The 20,160-nt window shown below is 72.5% G+C and carries 14 protein-coding genes; 8 read left to right on the top strand and 6 right to left on the bottom strand.

Annotated elements, in window-relative coordinates; all coding sequences use genetic code 11:
• Positions 1–167: 167 nt before the first annotated feature.
• Complete coding sequence (locus J8J14_RS05185; RefSeq protein WP_209378402.1) at positions 168–1,022, top strand: shikimate dehydrogenase; 855 nt, start codon at positions 168–170, stop codon at positions 1,020–1,022.
• Between the two features lie 71 nt (positions 1,023–1,093).
• Here J8J14_RS05185 and J8J14_RS05180 read toward each other — a convergent pair whose 3' ends face one another.
• The 3 genes from J8J14_RS05180 to J8J14_RS05170 are packed head-to-tail and all read right to left on the bottom strand — an operon-like array spanning position 1,094 to position 4,625.
• On the bottom strand, positions 1,094–2,053 hold the full coding sequence (locus J8J14_RS05180) for a Bug family tripartite tricarboxylate transporter substrate binding protein (protein WP_209378401.1): 960 nt from the start codon (positions 2,051–2,053) through the stop codon (positions 1,094–1,096).
• A gap of 21 nt (positions 2,054–2,074) precedes the next feature.
• Entirely contained in the window at positions 2,075–3,193 is a 1,119-nt protein-coding gene (locus J8J14_RS05175) for a pyridoxal phosphate-dependent aminotransferase (RefSeq protein WP_209378570.1), read from the bottom strand.
• Between the two features lie 52 nt (positions 3,194–3,245).
• Positions 3,246–4,625, bottom strand: a complete 1,380-nt coding sequence (locus tag J8J14_RS05170; RefSeq protein ID WP_209378400.1) for a gamma-glutamyltransferase — start codon at positions 4,623–4,625, stop codon at positions 3,246–3,248.
• Here J8J14_RS05170 and J8J14_RS05165 point away from each other — a divergent pair.
• The 4 genes from J8J14_RS05165 to J8J14_RS05150 all read left to right on the top strand — a co-directional run bounded on the left by J8J14_RS05165 (position 4,600) and on the right by J8J14_RS05150 (position 9,252).
• Positions 4,600–6,045 carry a M48 family metalloprotease gene (locus J8J14_RS05165; protein ID WP_209378399.1) on the top strand — a complete coding sequence of 482 codons (1,446 nt, stop codon included), beginning with the start codon at positions 4,600–4,602 and terminating at the stop codon, positions 6,043–6,045. The two genes, J8J14_RS05170 and J8J14_RS05165, sit on opposite strands and share 26 nt — an antisense overlap.
• Positions 6,042–6,803: a DsbA family protein gene (locus tag J8J14_RS05160; protein ID WP_209378398.1), complete on the top strand. Its 762-nt coding sequence runs from the start codon at positions 6,042–6,044 to the stop codon at positions 6,801–6,803. The genes J8J14_RS05165 and J8J14_RS05160 overlap by 4 nt, the downstream gene beginning before the upstream one ends.
• Positions 6,804–6,877: 74 nt before the next feature.
• Complete coding sequence (locus tag J8J14_RS05155) at positions 6,878–8,137, top strand: D-amino acid dehydrogenase (RefSeq protein WP_209378397.1); 1,260 nt, start codon at positions 6,878–6,880, stop codon at positions 8,135–8,137.
• A gap of 179 nt (positions 8,138–8,316) precedes the next feature.
• Positions 8,317–9,252, top strand: a complete 936-nt coding sequence (locus tag J8J14_RS05150; RefSeq protein ID WP_342452391.1) for a M14 family metallopeptidase — start codon at positions 8,317–8,319, stop codon at positions 9,250–9,252.
• Here the strand turns inward: J8J14_RS05150 and J8J14_RS05145 are convergent.
• The 3 genes from J8J14_RS05145 to J8J14_RS05135 all read right to left on the bottom strand — a co-directional run bounded on the left by J8J14_RS05145 (position 9,249) and on the right by J8J14_RS05135 (position 14,107).
• Positions 9,249–10,019 (bottom strand): competence/damage-inducible protein A, encoded by a 771-nt coding sequence (locus tag J8J14_RS05145; protein ID WP_209378396.1) that lies wholly within the window; start codon positions 10,017–10,019, stop codon positions 9,249–9,251. The two genes, J8J14_RS05150 and J8J14_RS05145, sit on opposite strands and share 4 nt — an antisense overlap.
• Before the next feature lie 73 nt (positions 10,020–10,092).
• On the bottom strand, positions 10,093–11,142 hold the full coding sequence (locus J8J14_RS05140) for a bifunctional GNAT family N-acetyltransferase/(deoxy)nucleoside triphosphate pyrophosphohydrolase (RefSeq protein WP_209378395.1): 1,050 nt from the start codon (positions 11,140–11,142) through the stop codon (positions 10,093–10,095).
• A complete protein-coding gene (locus J8J14_RS05135) occupies positions 11,099–14,107 on the bottom strand; it encodes an Rne/Rng family ribonuclease (protein ID WP_245215429.1) in 3,009 nt (1,002 codons plus the stop codon). Before J8J14_RS05135 ends, J8J14_RS05140 begins: the two co-directional genes overlap by 44 nt.
• Positions 14,108–14,801: 694 nt before the next feature.
• Between J8J14_RS05135 and J8J14_RS05130 the strand changes: the two genes are divergently transcribed.
• The 3 genes from J8J14_RS05130 to prfB all read left to right on the top strand — a co-directional run bounded on the left by J8J14_RS05130 (position 14,802) and on the right by prfB (position 20,151).
• A complete protein-coding gene (locus tag J8J14_RS05130) occupies positions 14,802–15,923 on the top strand; it encodes an N-acetylmuramoyl-L-alanine amidase family protein (protein WP_209378394.1) in 1,122 nt (373 codons plus the stop codon).
• Positions 15,924–16,199: 276 nt separating this feature from the next.
• The gene (locus J8J14_RS05125; protein WP_245215427.1) at positions 16,200–18,845 is read left to right on the top strand and encodes a penicillin-binding protein 1A; all 2,646 of its coding nucleotides are present in this window, start codon (positions 16,200–16,202) and stop codon (positions 18,843–18,845) included.
• Between the two features lie 175 nt (positions 18,846–19,020).
• Entirely contained in the window at positions 19,021–20,151 is a 1,131-nt protein-coding gene (gene prfB, locus J8J14_RS05120; RefSeq protein ID WP_209378393.1) for a peptide chain release factor 2, read from the top strand.
• The last annotated feature ends 9 nt before the right edge of the window (positions 20,152–20,160 follow it).

Genomic DNA, 20,160 nt, shown 5'->3' with positions numbered 1-20,160 from the left:
GCAGCCGGCGCTTCTCAGCCGGACATATCGGGGGGAACCTTACCGGACGCTTCCGGCTGCATTAGCCTACCCGGCAAACAGGAGGCTGGTCTGGCCATGCATGCGGATGGGAAGGTCGCCGGGGCCTACGGCGAGAACGACATCATCGCGCTCTGCCTCGCGTGACCATGGCAGCCTCCAACCGCGTCCTCCTCGGCCTGCTCGGCTATCCGATCGCCCATTCCGCCGCGCCGGCGATGATGGAGGCAGCGGGAAGCGCGGTGGGGCTCGACATACGCCTCCACCTCATCGAGGTGGCGGACGCCCCGCCGGAGAGGCTTCGCCGTATCCTGGATGGAATCCGGCTGATCGGCTTCGCCGGGATCAACGTCACCTTTCCCTACAAGCAGTCCGTGATCCCCTTCCTCGATGCCATGGACCCCGGGGCCAGCCAGATCGGCGCGGTGAACCTCGTCACGGTGCGGGATGGCGGGCTGACGGGCCACAACACGGATGCCACGGGCTTCCTCTCCGGCCTGCGCGAGACGATCGGCGAGGCCGTGACCTCCGGCCCCGCTGTGCTGGTCGGCGCGGGCGGCGCCGGCCGCGCCATCGCCTGGGCCCTGGCGCAGGCGGGCGTGCCGGAGGTGCGCGTGCTGGACCAGGACCGGAGCAGGGCCGAGAGCCTCGCGCGGGATGCCTCGGGCTGGGGCGGCGGCCGCTTCGTGGCGGCGCCGGACGCCGCCTCGGCGATGGCCGGCGCACAGGGCCTGCTGAACGCCTCCCCGGCCGGGATGCTGCCGGATTGCTCCAGCCCGGTGGATACGGGGCTTCTCCGGAAGGGCATGTGGGTGGCCGATGCGGTGTATCACCCGCCCCTCACGCCCCTGCTGGCGGCGGCGCAGGCCAAGGGCTGCGCGCTGATGCCCGGCCGCGCCATGTCCGTGGCCCAGGCCGAGGATGGCTTCCGCCTCTTCACCGGCCGCGAGGCGCCCCCGGGCGTGATCGCCGCGGCCTTCGACCGGCATATCGGCGGCCAATGAAAGGTCCTGCCGGTGATGGCCCGGCCCCTTCGGGCAGGGCTCTCCCGGTCGGGGCCGGCGGGCGGGAAACGTTACTCCGCGGTGCGGATGTTCAGGCGCCGCACCAGCTCGGACCAGCGCTCGCGCTCGGTGCGCGCCGCCTCGGCCAGGGCCTGGCCATCGCCCGTGCGCGGATCGACGCCCAGCCCCAGCAGCCGCGCACGCAGCTCCGGATCCGCCATCACGGCCTGGGACGCCTCGGTGATCCGCTGCGCGACCGGGGCGGGCATGTTGGCCGGACCGAAGATGCCGAACCAGGTCTCGGAAACCAGGCCGGGCAGCCCTGCCGCCTCGCCCGTGGGCACGCCGGGGGCAAGGGGCGTCTCGGAGGCGGAGGTGACGGCCAGGGCCTTCACCGTGCCGGCCTGGATATGGGTGGTGGCGGTGGCGGGCACGTCCAGCAGCGCATGCACATCGCCGCGCCGCAACTCGGCATAGACGGCGCCCGTGCCGCGATAGGGCACATGCACCATGCCGAGATCGGCCAGGCTGTCCAGCAGCGCCCCGTTGAGGTGCGGCGTGGTGGCGACTCCGGAGGAGCCGTAGTTCACCTGCCCCCGCCGCGCCTTGGCCCAGGCGATGAAGCCGCGCAGGTCATTCACCGGCACGGTGGTGGAAACCAGCACGAGGGAGGGCGAGGCGCCGATCAGCGCCAGGGGCGTGAAGTCCTTCTCCACGTCATAGGGAAGGCTCGCGCCGGTCGCGGGGGCGGTGGAGTGGATGGAGGAGGTGGCCAGCAGAAGCACCAGCCCATCGGCCGGGGAGCGCACCACCACCTCGGCCGCCGGTACGCCGCCCGCGCCGGGGCGGTTCTCCACCACCACCGTCGTGCCCAGGCGTTGCGCGAGAAGCGGCGCGAAGAGGCGGGAGACGGCATCGGTCGCGCCGCCCGCCGGGAAGGGGACGATCAGGCGCGTGGGGCGCTGCTGCGCGGTGGCGGGGCTGCCCAGCGCGGCCAGGGCGGGCAGGGCCAGAAGGGAACGGCGGTTCATCGGACGTCTCTGTGGTGAGGGTCAGCCCTTGAGCCAGCGGCGCAGCCGGCCCGGGGCCTCGGCCATGTCGGCCTCAGGCCCGCAATAGCTGAAACGCAGGAAGCGCGCGCCCCGTTCGGGATCGAAATCGACACCGGGGGTGGCGGCGATCCCGGCTTCCGCCAGCATCCGGGCGCAGAATCCGGGGCTGTCATTGGTCAGGTGCCCGACATCGGCCCAGATGTAGAAGGCGCCATCGGCGGCCGCGATCCGGTCGAACCCCGCCGCGGGCAGGCCCTGCAGCAGCAGGTCGCGGGAGCGGCGATAGGCGGCGCGGTTCGCTTCCAGCTCCTCGGTGCAGTCCATCGCCGCCTCCGCCGCGATCTGCGCCACATGGGGGGCGGAGATGAACATGTTCTGCGCCAGCCGCTCCACCGGTCGGACGAGGTCCTCCGGCAGCGCCAGCCAGCCGATGCGCCAGCCGGTCATGGAGAAGTACTTGCTGAAGCTGTTCACCACGACGGCGCTGGGGGAAAGCGCCGCGGCGGTGGCCTCGGGCATGTCGTAGGACAGGCCGTGATAGATCTCGTCCGAGATCAGCCGCACGCCATGCGCGTGGCACCAGCGGGCGATCTCGGCCAGCTCCTGCGGGGAGAGCATGGTGCCGGCGGGATTGCAGGGGCTGGCGACGATCACCCCGGCCGGGCGCGGGTCCAGCGCCTCCAGCATGGCGACATTGGGCTGGAAGCGCGTGGAGGCGTCGCAGGGCAGGAGCTGCGGCACCATGCCGAGCGCCGTCAGGATATTGGCGTAGGGCGGATAATAGGGCGCGGCCATCGCCACGCGGTCCCCGGCATCGAAGGCGGCCAGGAAGGCGAGGGGGAAAGCGCCCGAGGCGCCGACCGTCACCGCGATCCGCCCGGCGGGCACGGCCGCGCCGTAATGCTCCGCGTAGCGGCGCGCGATGCGCTCGCGCAGGCTCCGCAGCCCGAAGGCCTCGGTATAGCCCATGGGGTGGCCGTCCCGCAGGGCACGGGCGGCGGCCTCGGCGGCGCCGCGCGGGGCGCCGGTGCCGGGCTGGCCGACCTCCATCCGGAGGATGCCGGGCTCGCCCGGCCGCAGCGCCGCGGCGCGCGCATTGGCGGCCGCGATCACATCCATCACCAGGAAGGCGGGGGCATTGGCACCCCGCCCGACCTTCAGCCCTGCCAAGTCAGTTGTTCCCGGTGGCCAGCCCGAAGCCGCGAGGATCCGCCACGGCTCCGCAGCGGGAGGCACTGACGCCGCCCTGGCAGGAAGCCGCCACGCCGCGCCCGGGCTCCGGCGCGCCGGAAGCGATGGCCTGGGCCAGCGGCGCGCCGCGGACAAGATGCAGCCCCGCCGGGCCGCCCGCCGCGGCCGGGGCCGCGCCCTGGCCCGAACCGGCGCCGGCATAGCGCATGGCCCTGGCACCGGGGCTGGTAACGAGGATGGCGCCCAGCGGCGCCGCCTGCACGCTGCCCAGGCCCGGCGCGGCGGCCAGCATGAAGCCCATGCCCGGCACCATGCGGCCCGTGCCGAAGAGGTTGTTCAGGGTGAAGGCGCAGGCCACCGCCCCGCCCTCGCGGTCCTGCACCACGATGGCGGTGCTGGCGCCGAAGCTGCCGGGCAGTACCGGCGCGGCCTGGCCTGCCGCGGTGGCGCGGAAGGCCGCGAGGGTCGCGCCCCCATCCACGCTGGCGGGAAGCACGGAGAGCAGGTCGGAGCCCAGCCGCTCCTGCGCGGGAGCCAGCGCCTGGGGCACGGCGGCCCGCATCTCGCCCAGGGTGAGGAAGCCGCCGGCCACGGCGCTGCCATCCTCCACCCGGCGCGCCAGGCCGCCCTGGTGGAAATCGCCCACGCCCGCGCTGCGGAGCGCGGCCAGGGTGCTGGCCAGTTCCACCTGCACCAGCGGCGTTCCCTCGCCCGCCGGTGCCCCGCCGGGCGCGAAGACGGCGCGGCTCACGGGGTCGGCGAGCAGCGGGCCGGACACGGCGGCCAGGTCGCTCGCCAGCGCGCGGGAAACGGGCGTGCCGTTGCGCGCCATCTGCTCGGCCGGGGCCATCAGCTGCTCGAAGGGCAGGCGGCCCTGGCGGGCATGCAGGGCGAAGAGCCCGCGGGCCATCATCGGCACCGCCGCCGGGCGGTCCGCGCCGGCGGGCGCACCCGCCCGCGCGCCGGGCTGGAAGAGGAAGGCTTCCACCTCGCTCCGGCGGGAATCATAGCCCAGGCAGGCGCCGCCGCCGCCGAGCCCGGCGCGGGAGGGAAGGGTGACGCCCAGGGCGAAGCCGGCCGCCACCGCCGCATCCGCCGCCGATCCGCCGGCCGAGAGGATGTCCCGCGCCACCTGGGCGGCGCGGGGCTCCTCGGCCGCCACATTGCCCAGGAAGCCGCGCACATGCCCGGCCTGCCCGGCCGGAACCGATGAGCCGCCGCCGATGAGGTTGCCCACCCGCTGGGCGGTCGAGCATCCCGTCAGCGCAACGAGGGACAGGGCCATGGCTGCCATGGCTGGCCGGCGGGGGCCGGTCCGGAATAGGGTGCCGCCCATGCGGAAGCCGCTCGCGCTCGCCATATGGTTTCGGGCCATCCCTGCCGCCGTGCTGGTCATGGCCGCGTTCCTCGCACCGGGCATGGCCCAGGCGCAAGGGGGTGGAGGGGCGGGCGGCCGCACGCCGCTCGCGATCATCCGGGATGCGGAGACCGAAAACCTCGTCCGCAGCTTCCTGGATCCGCTCCTGGCGGCGGCCGGCGTGGACCGGCGGCTGGTCGAGCTCACCCTGGTCCAGGACCGGGCCATCAACGCCTTTGTCGCCCAGGACAACCGGCTGTTCATCCATACCGGCCTGATCCAGCAGGCCGAATCCGCCGGGGAGCTGGCCGGGGTGATCGCGCATGAGGTCGGCCACATCGCCGGCGGCCATCTGGCGCGGCTGCCCGAGGAGATGCGGCTGGCCGTGCTGCGCTCCGTGGCGGCCATGCTGCTCGGCGCCGGGGCGGGGGTGGCGGCGCGTTCCTCGGATGCCGCCATGGGCCTGATTTTGGGCGGCCAGACCAGCGCCATGGGCGCCTTCTACGCCTTCACCCGCACCCAGGAGCAGTCCGCGGACCAGGCCGGGCTGGTACTGCTGAACCGGCTTGGCTGGTCCGGACACGGGCTGGAAAGGCTGCTGCGCCGCCTGCTGGACCAGGAGCTTCTCGCCGTCGGCCGGCAGGACCCCTATTTCCGCACCCATCCGCTCTCGCGGGACCGGCTGGAATTCGTGCGGGAGGAGCTGGCGCGGAACCGGGCTTCCGGCCCCGGCCTGCCTCCGGCCCTCGAAACCGCCTTCACCATGGTGCGAGCCAAGCTGAACGGCTTCATCGATGCCCCGGCGGCCAGCTGGCGCCGCTACCTCAACGATGACACGGCGCCGGGCCGCTATGCCCGCGCGATCGCCCAGTACCGTTCCGGCCGCACCGATGCCGCGCTGGACATCCTGGAGCCCGCGCTGCGGGAGCAGCCCTCGAACCCCTATCTGCTGGAGTTCAAGGGCCAGGTCCTTTTCGAGGGCGGCCGCCCGCGCGAGGCTATCGCCCCGCTCGCCGCCGCCACCCGCCTGGCCCCGAACGAGCCGCTGATCCGCGCCGCCTATGGCCGCGCCCTGATGGAAGGGGGCGGGGACCGCGAAACCCTGCGCCGCGCGGTGGCGGAGCTGCAGGCGGCCGCCCGGCAGGACCGGGAGAATGGCTTCACCTGGGGCCAGCTGGCCACCGCCTATGCCCGGCTGGACGACCTGCCGAACGCCGAGCTGGCCCTGGCCGAGAAGGCCGTGGCCGAGGGCGACACCGCCGAGGCCCGGTTCCGCGCGGCCCGCGCGGAAAAGGGGCTTCCCGCCGGCCCCGCCCGCGTCCGGGCCGCCGACCTGCGGAACGCGGTGCGCCGTGATAACCTCACCTCCGATGAGCGCCGCGCGGAAGATGCGCTGCGGCGAAGGGACAGGAACAGCCGATGAAGAAGATCCTGATGGCCGGGGCCGCGCTGCTCATGGCCGGCGGCGTCGCCCTGGCCCAGGTGAGCGCCACGCCGGGCGAGGCGCGGGCGGGCTTCTCGCCGCAGCAGCGCGAGGAGATCGTCTCCATCCTGCGGGAGGCGCTGAGGACCGACCCATCGATCCTGCGGGACGCGATCGGCGCGATGCAGGAGGCGCAGCGGAATGCGCAGGAGACGGCACGGCGCGAGGCCCTGGCCGCCAGCCGGGACGCGCTGTTCAACGATGCGCGCGACCCCATCAAGGGCAATCCGCGCGGCGACGTCACCATCGTCGAGTTCTTCGATGCGCGCTGCGGCTACTGCAAGGCGCTGCACCCGAGCATGCAGGCGCTTCTCCAGCGGGACCGCAACATCCGCGTGGTCATGAAGGACCTGCCCATCCTGGGCCCGAACAGCGTGCTGGCCAGCCGCGCCCTGCTGGCCGCGCAGAAGCAGGGCAAGTACGAGCCGCTCTACGACGCGCTGCTGCGGCTTCGCACCGATCCGACCGAGCAGGTGATCCAGGCCGAGGCGCAGCGCGCCGGCATCGACTGGGCGCGGCTGCGCCGCGACATGGATGACCCCGCCATCCAGGCCCGGCTGCAGGCCAACATCGCCCTTGCCGAGCGCCTGCAGATCGAGGGCACCCCGGCCCTGGTCATCGGCGACACGCTGGTCCCCGGCGCGGTGGAGCTGCCCGAGCTGGAGCGGCTGGTCGCCCAGGCGCGCCGCCGCGGCTGATACCGGCGCGGAGGCGACGGAGCAGGCGCGGGCGGCTGTAGCCGTGGCACGATTCGCCGGGCGATGATGGGCGCATGAAGGTCCTCGTCCTCGGCGCCGGCGTCACCGGGCTCGCCGCCGCCTATCTCCTCGCGCGCGATGGCCACCAGGTGACGGTGCTGGAGCGCCGCACGGGCGTGGCGTTGGAGAGCAGCCACGCCAATGGCGGCCAGCTCTCCTATTCCTATGTCGCGCCGCTGGCTGGCCCCGGGGTGGTGGGCAAGCTGCCCGCCTGGCTGCTGGACCGGGACAGCCCCATCCGCTTCCAGCCCCGCCTCGATCCCGCGCAATGGGTCTGGGGGGCGAAGTTCCTCGCGGCCTGCAATACCGGCACGGCGGACCGCACCACGCGCCGCCTGCTTCTGCTCTCCTTTCTGTCACGGGATCTCACCCGCGCCGCGATCGCGGAGGAGCGTATCGACTGCGCCTTCCGCCATGCCGGCAAGCTGGTGGTTTATTCCGACCCCGCCGGCTTCGATGCCGCGCGCCGCCTGCTGGACTACCAGCGCAGCCTCGGCAGCGAGCAGGAGGCCCTCTCCCGTGAGGAATGCCTCTCGGCCGAGCCCTCCCTCGCCGGGATCGCGCATCGCCTCGTCGGCGGCATCCTGACGCGCGGCGAGGATGCGGCGGAGTGCCGCCTCTTCTGCGCCGGGCTGGAGGCCGCGATGCGGGGTGGCAACCTGGCCGTGACCTTCCGCTTCGGCACGGATGTGCGCCAGATCCTCGCCGTGGGCGGGCGGGTGATCGGCGTGCAGACGGGCGCGGGGGTGGATGAGGCGGATGCCGTCGTCATGGCCATGGGCGCGGGCAGCACCCGGCTTCTTGCGCCGCTGGGGCTGCGCCCGCCCGTTTATCCGCTGAAGGGCTACAGCCTCACCCTGCCGATCCTGAAGGATGACGCCGCGCCGCGCATCAGCGTGACGGATTTCGCCAGGAAGGTGGTCTATGCCCGGCTTGGCCAGGGGCTGCGCGTGGCCGGCATGGCCGATCTGGTCGGCTATGATACGGGCTTCGACCTCTCCCGCCTGGACCTGCTGGTCCGCCAGGCGCGGGAGGCCTTCCAGGATTCCACGGATTGGAAAACCCTGAACCCCTGGGCCGGCCTGCGCCCGGCCACCCCAACCGGCCTGCCCATCCTCGGCCCCGTGCCCGGCCTGCCGAACCTGCACATGAATATCGGCCATGGCGCCCTGGGCTTTACCCTGGCCATGGGCTCGGCCCGCGTGGTGACGGATCTGCTGGCCGGGCGGCCCTCGCCGATCCCGCTGGAAGGATTCGCGGTCGGGCGGGGATGAGGAAGCCGAAGCGCGATTGTCGGCCGTGCAGGTTCAGCAGAACCCATCCCCCGTGCCGGATTGTCGCCCGATTGCCAGTCTATAAAGTGGCAACGGGAGGCCGTGAATGGCGAGACGCCATCTGTCCAGGAACATGATGCGCCCTGTCCCGGCCATGGCCGGCAGGGCGGCACCGCCGCGTGGATAGCGAGTTCCCCGTCCGCATCCCGGTGCCGAACCTGGCCGGGGCGGCACAGGGCAATACCGGCATACCCGGCGTCTGGCGCTTCGATTCCGGCCTGCCCGGGCCGCATGCCGTGATCACGTCCCTCATCCATGGCAATGAGTTCACGGGCGCCGCCGTGCTCCTGCGCTGGCTGCGCCAGGAGCTGCGCCCGCGCCGTGGGGTGCTCACCCTCGTCTTCGCGAATCTTGAAGCCTTCGCCCGCTTCGACCCGGAGGACCCGACCCTGTCCCGCTACGTGGACGAGGACATGAACCGGGTCTGGAGCCATGCCATCCTCGATGGCCCGCGGGACAGCCTGGAACTGCGCCGCGCGCGCGCCCTGCGCCCGGTGATCGAGGCGGCGGACGCGCTGCTCGACCTGCATTCCATGCTATGGCCTTCGGAGCCCCTTATGCTGACCGGCCGCAGCCGGGCCGCGCGCGCGCTGGCGGTGGCGGTGGGTGCCCCGGCAACGGTGGTGCTGGACGGGATGCATCCGGACGGGCCCCGCATGATGGACCACACGCCCTTCGCCGCGCCGGGCACCCATCGCGTAGCCCTGCTCGCCGAGGCCGGGCTTCATTGGGAGCCCGGGACGACGGAAATGGCCGAGGCTTGCGCCAGCGGGTTCCTGCGGGCGCTCGGCATGATCCACGGGGCGCCTGAACCGGACCGAAGCGGCGCTGCGGTATGGGAGGTGACGAAAGGCATTGCGGCCACCTCCCGCCAGTTCATCTTCACGGAGCCCTTCCGTGGCGGCGTGGTGATTCCCCGCGCGGGCACGCTGATCGCCCGCGACGGGAATGCGGAGATCCGCACGCCGCATGACGACTGCATGCTGGTGATGCCCAGCCCGCGCGTGATGCGCGGGCATGTGGCCGTGCGCCTGGCCCGGCGAGAGGCGCGCTAGGCCGCCGCGGGCTCGCCCTCGACCGGCTCCTTGCCATCGGCGCGGATCAGCGCCGCGATCTCGGCCGCCGCCGCTTCCAGCGCGGCCTCGTCCGTGCCCTTGGCCACCAACGCCACGCCGTTCCCGCCCGCGCGGTAATAGGGATAGGAGCCGATATCGAGCATCGGGAAACGCTCCTGGATCGCGGTCAGCCCGGCGGCGATCTGGCCTTCCAGCAGCCCCGTGGCGTGCAGCGCGCGGGACTTCACGGGAATGCCGCCTTCCAGCCCCGGCGCCACCACCTCGAACATGCTGCGCATGATGCGCGGCACGCCCGCCATCACATGCACATTCCCCATGATGAATCCGGGCGCCGAGGTTTCCGAGCAGAGGATCGGGGTCGCGCCGCGCGGCAGGGTGGCCATGCGCAGGCGGGCCGCGTTCATCTCCACCGGCGGGTTCCGGCGGGCATAGTCGGCCTCCATGATCCGGCGCGATTCCTCATGCACCTCCCAGGGCACGCCGAAGGCGCGGGCGACGCATTCGCTGGTGATGTCGTCATGCGTCGGGCCGATGCCGCCGGTGGTGAACACATAGGTGAAGGCCGCGCGCACCTCGTTCACCGTCCGGATGATCACCTCCGGCACATCCGGGATCACGCGCACCTCGCGGAGCGGGATGCCCAGCTCCCCCAGCCTGGTCGCGATGAACTTCAGGTTTGCATCCTGGGTGCGGCCCGAGAGCACCTCGTTCCCGATGATAAGCAGGGCGGCGGTCGGCTGGTTCATCTGGCGTTTCTCTTGCGCGGTGCGGGAAGGGTCGCGCGTTCCGGCGCCGCGTCAAGCCCGCGCCCGGCAAGGTTCAGAGGAAGTCCCGCAGCAGGGCGACCAATGGCTTGTCCGCAGGGGGCATGGCGTAGTCGCCGAGCTTTGCCGGGCGCACCCAGGCCAGGGCCTGGCCCTCGCGTCCTTCCAAGGTCCCGCCCCAACGCCGGCAGAGATAGAGGGGCATGAGCAGGTGGCGGCCCTCCAGCGGATGGGAGGCGAAGGCGAAGGGCGCAAGGCAGGCGGCGGAGACGTCGATGCCCAGCTCCTCCTTCAGTTCGCGGATCAGCGCGTCCTCCGGCGTCTCGCCGGCCATCAGCTTGCCGCCGGGGAACTCCCACAGCCCTGCCATCGGCTTGCCTTCGGGGCGGCGGGCCAGCAGCACGCGCCCGTCAGGATCGATCAGCGCGCAGGCGGCGACGAGAAGCAGCCTGGCGCCCGTGGGCATGGCGGGCGTGGCGGCGGCCGGGGCTTCCGGCGCGGGCGCATCCGCCGGTGGGGCAAGCTCGGCCCGGCCGGCGCGGAAGCGGCGCACGGGGAGGCGGGCGTTGCGGGCGGTGAAGTCCTGCTCCGCCATCCCGTCCTCGACGAAGCCGATCCGCGCCAGCACGGCGGCGGAGCGGGCATTCTCCTCCAGCACCGAGGCGTGGATCACGTCGAGGTCGAGATTGGCCAGGGCCCAGCGCGCCAGCCGGCCGGCGGCTTCCGGGCCGATGCCCTGGCCCCAGTGGCGACGGCCGACCCAGTAGCCGAGCTCGGCATGGCGCGGCGCATCGGGCGAGGTGGTCAGCCCGACGCAGCCGACCAGGGCTTCGTCCCGGGTGATGGCCAGGTGCCAGGCGGTGCCGGCCGCGATCTGCGCGCGGGTGGAGGCGATCCACTCATCCGCCAGCTGGCGCGGATAGGGGAAGGGGACGCGCGCCAGCATGCGCGCGACCTCCCAGTCATTCACGAGCCGGTGGAGCTGGGCCGCGTCCTCCGCGCGCAGGGCGCGGAGGGTCAGCGCCCCCGCGCCCAGCGGCGCGAAGAGCTCGTCCGTCACGTCAGCGGCGCCACCAGCCCTTCTTCGCCGGGGCGGAAGGCGCATCCTCGCTGCCCAGGAGCACGGGCTGGATGACGGTGCCCACCACCGGCTCGGTCCGCTCCTCGGCCTGCGCCGCGTCGGCCGGAGCCATTGCAGGAATGGTGGGCACGGCTGTGGCGGCGGCGGGCACCGGCATGTCGGGCTGGGTCAGCTCCGACGCTGCCGGCTCCGACGCTGGCGCTGGCGCGGCCGGCTCAGGCGCTGTCGGCGCCGGCGTTGCCGCCTCGGGGTGGATGGCCTCGGGCGGGGTCGGCTCAGGCGCGGCTTCCGCCGGCATGGCCGGTGCCTCGGCCGGGGCCGTGCCGGCGCTTGCCTCTGCCGGCGCGGGGGCAACCCGCTCCTCCGGGGCCGCCGCGATCGGGATCTCGCGGATCTGGCGCGGGGCAGCCTCGGCCGAGGCCGCCTGGTCGGCCGCGTCCATCGCTTCGATCAGGGCGTCATAGGTGCCCGCGAAGGGATCGGCCGGGGTCGGGCCGGTGTAGCGCGGCGCCTCCTCGGCCACCGGGCGGGGCGCCTCGGGCTCGGCCTCCCGGCGGAAACGGCCTCCCGGGCGCCGGCCACGGCGGCGACGGGAATCGCCTTCGGGGCGCTCGCCCTCGGGGCGGGGTGCCTCGGCGGGCGCTGCCTCGGCCGGGGTTTCCCCGGCCACGGGCTCCGGGGCCTCGGATTCGTCGGCGGACTCCTCCTCGGCGCCCTCCTCGTCCGCCGTGCCCTCGGCATTCTCCGTCGCGCCATTCTCCTCGCGGCGGCCACCACGCCGGCGGCGGCGCCGGCGGCGGCCGCGCTCGCCATTCGCGTCGCCGCGGGCCTCGGCGGCGGCGCTGCCCTCCTCGGCCTCCTCGGCGGTGACGGGCTCCTCCTCGTCATCCCCGCCGCCCCCGGTCACGAAGACCGGCTCGGGCGCGTAATCCATCCGCAGCGCCGGGGCGGCGCTGGTCGGGGCGGGCAGGGTCTGCGGGCGCGTGCGTTCGATGCGGTTCTGCGCCGCGGACATCTCCGCGTCCGGCTCGAAGATCACGCACATGTCGTGGCGCTGTTCCGCCGCCGCCAGGCGCTCGCGCTTGCGGTTGAGGATGTGCATGGCGACCGAGGGGGCGCAGCGCACGACGATCTCGGCGGCGCGGCGCTTGGCGCCCTCCTCCTCGATGGCGCGCAGCACATGCAGGGCCGAGCTCTCCTCAGAGCGCACGATGCCCAGGCCCTGGCAATGCGGGCAGGTGACGAAGGAGTGCTCCGTCAGGCTCGGACGCAGCCGCTGGCGGGACATCTCCAGCAGGCCGAAATGGGAGATGCGGCCGACCTGGATGCGCGCGCGGTCGTGGCGCAGCGCCTCCTTCAGGCGGCGCTCCACCATGCCGTCGTGGCGGCTGCTCTCCATGTCGATGAAGTCGATGACGATCAGCCCGGCCAGGTCGCGCAGGCGCAGCTGGCGGGCGATCTCGTCCGCGGCTTCCAGGTTGGTCCGGAGCGCCGTGTCCTCGATATGCCGGTCGCGCGTGGCGCGGCCCGAGTTCACGTCGATGGAGACCAGCGCCTCGGTCTGGTTGATGACGATGTAGCCGCCCGAGCGGAGCTGCACCGTGGGCGACATCATCGCGTCCAGCTGCTGCTCCACGCCGGCGCGGGCGAAGAGCGGCATGCCGGGCTCGCGGTAGAGCTTAATCTTCCGCTCGTTCTGCGGCATCAGCATCCGCGTGAACTCGCGGGCCTGACGGAAGGCTTCCTCGCCTTCGATCTGGATCTCCTCGATGTCCTTCGCGAAGTTGTCGCGGATGGCGCGCTTGAGGAGGTCCGCTTCCTCATAGACCAGGGCCGGGGCCGTGGAGGCGAGGGTGCGCTCGCGGATGTCGTCCCAGAGGCGCAGCAGGTATTCGCCGTCGCGCCGGATCTCGGGCTTGGGCCGCTGCGCCCCGGCCGTGCGGACGATCATGCTCATGCCGCGCGGAAGGTTCAGGTCGTCGATCACCTCGCGCAGGCGCTTGCGGTCGGTGGCGGAGGTGATCTTGCGGGAGACGCCGCCGCCCTTGGGCGAGTTCGGCATCAGCACGGAGAAGCGGCCGGGCAGCGAGATATAGGTGGTGAGCGCGGCGCCCTTGTTGCCCCGCTCCTCCTTCACGACCTGCACCAGGATGATCTGGCGGCGCCGGATCACCTCCTGGATCTTGTAGTGGCGCAGGAACTTGGAGGGGATGCGGCGCTCGCGGCGCTCATCGTCGCCGTTGCGGTCCTCGCCCCCGATCGTCTCGGGCGGGGGCGCCGCCTCGGCCTGGTCCTCGTCCTCGTCCTCGGAATCCGTCTCGTTCCCGGACCGGGAGGGCTCGGCCACCGGGTCGCCCTCGCTCACGCGGTCCACATGCATGGTCATGGGCTGGGCACGCGGGGTGGTCTCGGGCGGCGGGGCGCCGTCCTCGCCGCCGCCGGTCTCGCCGGCAGGGGTTTCGGGCGCTGCGGGCGCATCGGCGTCAGGCGCCGCGGGGGCCTCGGCGGCGGTCGTCGTGTCGGCGGTGGCGCCGGATTCGTCCAGGGTCTCGCCCGGGGCGGGGAAAGCGGCGGGCTCCTGGGCGGCCGGGGCCTGCCGATGCGCCCCGGTGTCGTCGCGGCCGATCAGGTCGGCATCGTCATCGGGTGCGCGGCGCTCGGCCGCGGTCTCGATCTCGTCCTCGGGGTCCTCGTCATCCTCCTCCTGGGCCTGCATCTCAAGCAGGCGCTGCCGGTCGGCGACGGGGATCTGGTAGTAGTCGGGATGGATCTCGCCGAAGGCAAGGAAGCCGTGGCGGTTGCCGCCATACTCGACGAAGGCGGCCTGGAGGCTGGGCTCCACGCGGACGATCTTGGCGAGGTAGATATTGCCCTTCAGCGGGCGGCGGTTCTGGGTCTCGAGGTCGAAATCCTCAAGACGGTTGCCGTCCAGCACCACCACCCGCGTCTCTTCGGGGTGGGATGCATCGATCAGCATGCGCTTGGTCATGGAAGGCGGAGCTCCGCGCCGCGCGGGGCCTGAGGCAGCCGGCGGCGGTGAGGGTTGCTGGGCCGGGATAGGCGCGGCGCGGGGCAGAGCGAAGCATCGCCGTCATCCGTCCTTTCTCCCGTCGCGGGCGGCCCGGAGGCAGCCCAGATGCTGTTCATGGGCACGAAGCGTGCCCGGAGGTTTCGGCGTGCCCTGCGCGACCCCTTCGGCGCGCCGCCCTCGCTTCGGGCGAGGGCACGCGCGGGCGGGCCGGCGACTGGCGCGAGGCGGTCCGCCGGTCCCGGATAGGGGACGCTTGGCCCTGCCGCGCCGCATGGCGCGCGCCGGGGAAGGTTGATACGCCCCGCTGCCCCTTGTACCGGGCCGGCTCGCCCGGCCGGCAACCGGCTCTGGCGGCGGCCCTTTCCGGGGCGCTACGGGGTTCGGGCGTCCAAACTGGCTGGACAAGCCGCGCAGGACTGGCAGCGATTGCGCATCGGCTGCACCCGGAACCCTCCACCGGCGGCGTGCCGCCGGGGCGATGCACCATACGCAGGGGGGGGACGAGGGGCAAGGCGCTGTGTGCCACGGGCCACACCCGCCCGCGAAGCGCCTGTTTCCTTCCGTCACGCTTCGAACAAGGTTCAACCGCAATCCCGATGCTACGATGTAGGGCAAGGGGATACCTGACGACCTTGAGGGGGGACGTGAGGAGATGAAGGGATCATTGCCGCGCCGTGGCCTGCTGGCCGCGGCCCTGGCCGCGCTGGTGGCGCCGCGACCGGCCGCCGCCGACGGGGCGAGCCTGCGCGCCGAGGGGAATGGGGTACGGCTGGTGCTGCCCGGGGCCGCAGGCGGTCCCTGGCGCCTGCTGGCCGAGGCAAGGCCGCAGCGCCTGGTGCTGAGCCTTCCGCGCCATGGCTGGCAGGGGCCGCGCGTCCTCTCGGGCATCGCACCGGTCCGCAGCCTGCGCTGGGATGAGCGGGCCAGCCGCCTCTATATCGATCTCACCCGCCCCGTCGGCGCCCCGGATATCGGCCGCGAGGGCGGCGCGCTGGTCCTGTCGATCCAGCCCGGCACGCCGGCGGCCTTTGCCCGCTTGGCCGGGCCGGGGCGGCCGATCGCCACGGGCCAGGGTGCGCCACGCCCGGTGGTGGTGCTGGATCCCGGCCATGGCGGCAAGGACCCGGGCGCGATCGGCGCCACGGGCACGCAGGAGAAGCGCATCGTGCTGGCCGCCGCGCAGGAGATGCGCCGCAGGTTGGAGGCCGGTGGGCGTTGCAGGGTGGCGATGACCCGCACGCGCGATGTCTTCGTGCCGCTCGGCAGCCGGGTGGAGTTCGCGCGGCGCCAGCGGGCCACGCTGTTCGTCTCCGTCCATGCGGATTCCGCCCCGGGGGCGCGGGGCGCCAGCGTCTATACCCTTTCGGAAACCGCATCGGACGCGTTGTCTGCCGCCCTGGCCCGGCGGGAGAACGCCGCGGATGCGGCTGGCGGGCTGAACCTGCCGCCCGTGCCGGCCGATGTGCAGCGCATCCTCCTCAGCCTCGTGCGGCAGGAGACGCGGCAGGGCTCGGTGCGCCTGGCCAACATGACCGTGGGCGCCTTGCGGCCGCGGGTGCCGCTTCTGCCCAACACCCACCGCCAGGCTGCCTTCGCCGTGCTGAAGGCACCCGATATTCCCTCCATGCTCGTCGAGATCGGCTTCCTGTCGAGCCGGCAGGATGAGGCACAGCTGAAGCAGCCCCGTCACCGCGCCGTGGTCGCCACCGCCCTTGCCTCAGCCATCGAGGATTACCTGGAGCGGCCAGGGCTGGGAGTTACCTCGGTGGGGTAGCGGCGGCCGTCCCATGGCACCCGCGCCACAGCTCGTGCCGGACCGCTGTGCGGAACGTTGCGCCTGGAAACCGTCGCGAGGGCGCGGGGTTACCGATCCGCCTATGGCGCGGGGGTGGGCTACCGGACGGGCGAGGGCGCGGAAACGTGCCTTCATGATAAGGTTGTAAGATTAGTTGTGTAGAAAGCGCCGGCACGGCCCTGTCATCGGGCAGGGGATGCGCCAACTACCAAGGATCGGTTGGGCTGCTCCGTTGGGGCGGCCGTGAGGAACAGGATGCCATCGAGAGATCTCCGCGCCGAACGTCCGCTGGTGGGTGAGCGCCGCCCTCAAGGCGAGGCCGTGCCCACGGAGCAGCCTGATCCGATGGACATTCCGCCCGGCCCGCCCCGTATGCGCGAGAAGGCGCGGCCGCGCCGCGCGATCTGGCTGCGGCGGACGATCGGCTTCGTCTTCGGTGTGGGCATGGTGGGCCTGGTGGTCGGTGGCATCGCCGGGTACGGGATGTGGCGCAACGCCACGGCCGACCTGCCCGACCACGCCTGGCTGGCCGATTACCAGCCGCCCCAGATGTCGCGTATCTTCGCCGCCGACAGCCGGCTGATGGCGGAACTGGCGCTGGAGCGCCGGGTGTTCGTGCCCATCGCCGCCATCCCCAGGCGCGTGCAGCAGGCCTTCGTCTCCGCCGAGGACCAGAATTTCTGGACCCATGGCGGCGTCGATCCCCTCGCCATCGCACGTGCGGCCTTCACGAATCTGGAGGCTCTCGGCACGGGCCGCCGGAGCATCGGCGCCTCCACCATCACCCAGCAGGTTGCGAAGAACATGCTGGTGGGCGCCGACCGCACGATCATGCGCAAGGTGCGGGAGGCGATCCTGGCCCAGCGGCTCGAATCCGCGATGAGCAAGGACCGCATCCTCGAGATCTACCTGAACGAGATCTTCCTGGGATTCCAGGCCTATGGCGTGGCCGCGGCGGCACAGAACTACTTCAACAAGGGCCTGGACGAGCTGACCCTGGGCGAAACCGCCTTCCTCGCCGCCCTTCCGAAGGCACCCAACAACTACAATCCCAGCCGCTTCCCCGAGGCGGCGAAGGCCCGGCGCGACTGGGTGCTGGACCGCATGGTCGATGACCACTCCGTCACGCGGGAAGAGGCGGATGCGGCGAAGCAGGAGCCGATCCAGCCCCGCGGCCGCGCCCGGCCCGACGTCGTCGCGGTCGGCCAGTACTTCACCGAGGAGGTTCGGCGCGAGCTGAACACGCGCTTCGGGCCGGAGCAGACCACCATGGGCGGGCTCGTCGTCCGCACCTCCATGGACCCGAAGCTCCAGGCCGCGACCGAGAAGGCGCTGCGGGACCACCTCCTGGCCTATGATCGCCGCCGGGGCGGCTGGCGCGGCGCGGTGACGAAGATCTCCGCGGCCCCGGCCGAATGGATGCCGGCGCTGGAGGGCGTGCAGCGCGTGCCGGGCATGCTGCCGGAATGGCGCCTGGCCGTGGTGCTGGAGGTGAACAACCGCGACGCCCGGCTCGGCTGGGCCGAGCGGCCGAACCCCCGCACCCCCGCCCAGCCGCGCGAAGGCCGGCTGGCGATGGAGGATGTGACCTGGTCGCGCGCCTTGCGGGACAACCGGATGGGCCCCGCCATGCGGCGCATGCAGGACGTGGTCAGCCCCGGCGACGTGGTGATGGTGGAAACCGTCTCCGCGACCGCCCAGGGCCGGGGCAACGCCCCCGCCCGTGCCGAACGCCTGGCCCTGCGGCAGATCCCGCAGGTCGAGGGGGCCGTGGTCGCGCTCGATCCCTCCACGGGCCGCGTGCTGGCCATGTCGGGCGGGTTCAACTTCGAGAAGTCCTGGTTCAACCGCGCCACCCAGGCGATGCGGCAGCCCGGCTCCTCTTTCAAGCCCTTCGTCTATGTGACGGCGCTGGAGATGGGCGTGCCGCCCAATCAGCAGCTCCTGGATGCTCCCTTCGAGATGATGACGCCCCAGGGCGTCTGGCGGCCCGGCAACTACAGCGGCAACTCCAATGGCTGGGTGACCATGCGCACCGCCATCGAGAAATCGCTGAACCAGGTGACGGTGCGGCTGGCCCAGGAAATCGGGATCGACCGCGTGGCGGAAACGGCCCGCCGCTTCGGCGTGATCCCGAACATGCCACGCGTCCTCTCCATGTCGCTCGGCGCGGGAGAGACGACCGTCATGAGGATGGCGGCCGGCTACGCCGCCTTCGTCAATGGCGGCAAGTTCGTCGAGCCATCGCTGATCGACAGCGTGCAGGACCGCTTCGGCCATGTCGTCTGGCGCAATGATGCGCGCCGCTGCGAGGGATGCAACGCCGATCTCGCGGCCGGGCCGCCCCGGCTGGCCGATGCCCGCCGCCAGGTGGTGGACCCGATCGCGGCCTACCAGATGGTCGCGCTGCTTCAGGGCGCGACCGAGCGCGGCACCGGAACGGCCGCGGCCAAGGGGCTGAACCGCCCCGTGGCCGGCAAGACCGGCACGACCAACGACTATGTCGACAACTGGTTCGTCGGCTTCACCCCCGATATCGTCGTGGCGGTCTGGGTGGGCTTCGATGAGCCGCGCAGCCTGGGCGAGGGCGAGACCGGGGGCGGGAACGCTGCCCCGATCTTCAACGACGTGGTCTCGGCCGCCCTGCAGGGAAGCCCGCCCGTTCCCTTCCGCGCCCCGCCCGGGGTGGCCCTGGTTCGCGTCAGCACGAGCAACGGCCAGTCGATCCTGGAGCCCTTCCGCCCCGGCACCGAGGATGCCGCGCGGCCGCCGATGGGCGGCTATGTATCCTCCGGGGGAGGCGGCGGCGGATATGCCGGCGGCGGGGGTGGCTACGGCTCCGGCGGCCGCGGCGGCGCGACCGCCTCGGCCGTGGACAGCAGCCTGGGCGGGCTTTACTAGGTCCGCCCCGACTCCCCATTTATCCGGGGTGCCCGTACCACCTGCACGGAGATCGGATCGGCGTAGCCGCGGCTTACGGCGCGGCTTTCCGCCGAAACCTTCTCCGCGCGGCCTGCCGCCGAATGACTCTTCGCGCGGCGCGCCGCCGCGACGACCCGACTGGACCCGCTGACCGATGCGTGCCGATGCCGAAAGCCTGAAGGCCCAGATTGCCGATAGCGTCGCCCTGCTGCGGCGCCACCTGGACTGGGACGCCGCCGTGGTGCGGCTGCATGAGCTGAATGCCCGCGCCGAGGACCCTGACCTCTGGAACGATGCGGCCGCCGCGCAGAAGCTGATGCGCGAGCGCACGCGGCTGGCGGACCAGATCGACGGCGTGCGGAAGCTGGAGCAGGAGGTGCAGGATTCGCTGGATCTCATCGAGCTGGCCGAGGCGGAGAGCGACTCCGCCACCGCCGATGCCGCGGTGGCCGACCTGCACCGCCTGGCCGCCGAGGCGAAGCGCCGCGAGATCGAGAGCCTGCTGTCAGGCGAGGCCGATGCGAACGACGCCTATGTGGAAGTGAATTCCGGGGCCGGCGGCACGGATGCGCAGGACTGGGCGGAGATGATGCTCCGCATGTACACGCGCTGGGCCGAGGCCCATGGCTACAAGGTCACGATCACCGAGCAGAGCGAGGGCGACGAGGCCGGGATCAAGTCCGCCACCATCCAGGTCAGCGGCCCGAATGCCTATGGCTGGCTGAAGACGGAGATGGGCGTGCACCGGCTGGTGCGCATCTCGCCCTTCGGCGGCAATGACAAGCGGCAGACGAGCTTCGCCTCCGTCTATGTCTATCCGGTGATCGACGACAAGATCCAGGTGGACATCAACCCGGCCGACCTGCGCACCGACACCTTCCGTGCCTCCGGCGCCGGTGGCCAGCACGTGAACAAGACGGAATCGGGCGTCCGCTTCACGCATATCCCGACCGGCATCGTGGTGGCGTCCACCCAGGACCGCTCCCAGCACCGTAACCGCGCCATCGCCATGGATATGCTGCGCGCCCGCCTCTATGAGCTGGAGCTGCAGAAGCGCGAAGCCGTCTCCGCCGCCACCGAGGCGGGGAAGACGGATATCGGCTGGGGCCACCAGATCCGGTCCTATGTGCTGCAGCCCTACCAGATGGTGAAGGACCTGCGGACCGGGGTGGAAAAGGGCAATCCCGCCGCCGTGCTGGATGGCGACCTGGACGATTTCATGGCCGCGGCGCTGGCCTCCCGTGTCGGCGCCACCCGGTCCGAGGCGAGCGCGAGCGCGCGCTGAGGCCGCATC

Origin of the sequence: Pararoseomonas baculiformis (genome assembly GCF_017813395.1) — a bacterium.
In the GTDB taxonomy this organism is placed as follows: Bacteria; Pseudomonadota; Alphaproteobacteria; order Acetobacterales; family Acetobacteraceae; genus Roseomonas; species Roseomonas baculiformis.
This window is presented reverse-complemented; position numbering and strand designations above follow the sequence as displayed.

Excerpts from the sequence above, each read along its gene's own strand:
- J8J14_RS05185 (WP_209378402.1), top strand. The coding sequence starts at position 168 with ATGGCAGCCTCCAACCGCGTCCTCCTCGGCCTGCTCGGCTATCCGATC.
- J8J14_RS05130 (WP_209378394.1), top strand. The coding sequence starts at position 14,802 with ATGAAGGGATCATTGCCGCGCCGTGGCCTGCTGGCCGCGGCCCTGGCC.
- J8J14_RS05140 (WP_209378395.1), bottom strand. The coding sequence starts at position 11,142 with ATGCGCCTTCCGCCCCGGCGAAGAAGGGCTGGTGGCGCCGCTGACGTG.
- J8J14_RS05135 (WP_245215429.1), bottom strand. The coding sequence starts at position 14,107 with ATGACCAAGCGCATGCTGATCGATGCATCCCACCCCGAAGAGACGCGG.
- J8J14_RS05145 (WP_209378396.1), bottom strand. The coding sequence starts at position 10,019 with ATGAACCAGCCGACCGCCGCCCTGCTTATCATCGGGAACGAGGTGCTC.
- J8J14_RS05180 (WP_209378401.1), bottom strand. The coding sequence starts at position 2,053 with ATGAACCGCCGTTCCCTTCTGGCCCTGCCCGCCCTGGCCGCGCTGGGC.
- J8J14_RS05125 (WP_245215427.1), top strand. The coding sequence starts at position 16,200 with ATGCCATCGAGAGATCTCCGCGCCGAACGTCCGCTGGTGGGTGAGCGC.
- J8J14_RS05155 (WP_209378397.1), top strand. The coding sequence starts at position 6,878 with ATGAAGGTCCTCGTCCTCGGCGCCGGCGTCACCGGGCTCGCCGCCGCC.
- J8J14_RS05160 (WP_209378398.1), top strand. The coding sequence starts at position 6,042 with ATGAAGAAGATCCTGATGGCCGGGGCCGCGCTGCTCATGGCCGGCGGC.
- J8J14_RS05175 (WP_209378570.1), bottom strand. The coding sequence starts at position 3,193 with ATGGATGTGATCGCGGCCGCCAATGCGCGCGCCGCGGCGCTGCGGCCG.
- prfB (WP_209378393.1), top strand. The coding sequence starts at position 19,021 with ATGCGTGCCGATGCCGAAAGCCTGAAGGCCCAGATTGCCGATAGCGTC.
- J8J14_RS05165 (WP_209378399.1), top strand. The coding sequence starts at position 4,600 with ATGCGGAAGCCGCTCGCGCTCGCCATATGGTTTCGGGCCATCCCTGCC.
- J8J14_RS05170 (WP_209378400.1), bottom strand. The coding sequence starts at position 4,625 with ATGGCGAGCGCGAGCGGCTTCCGCATGGGCGGCACCCTATTCCGGACC.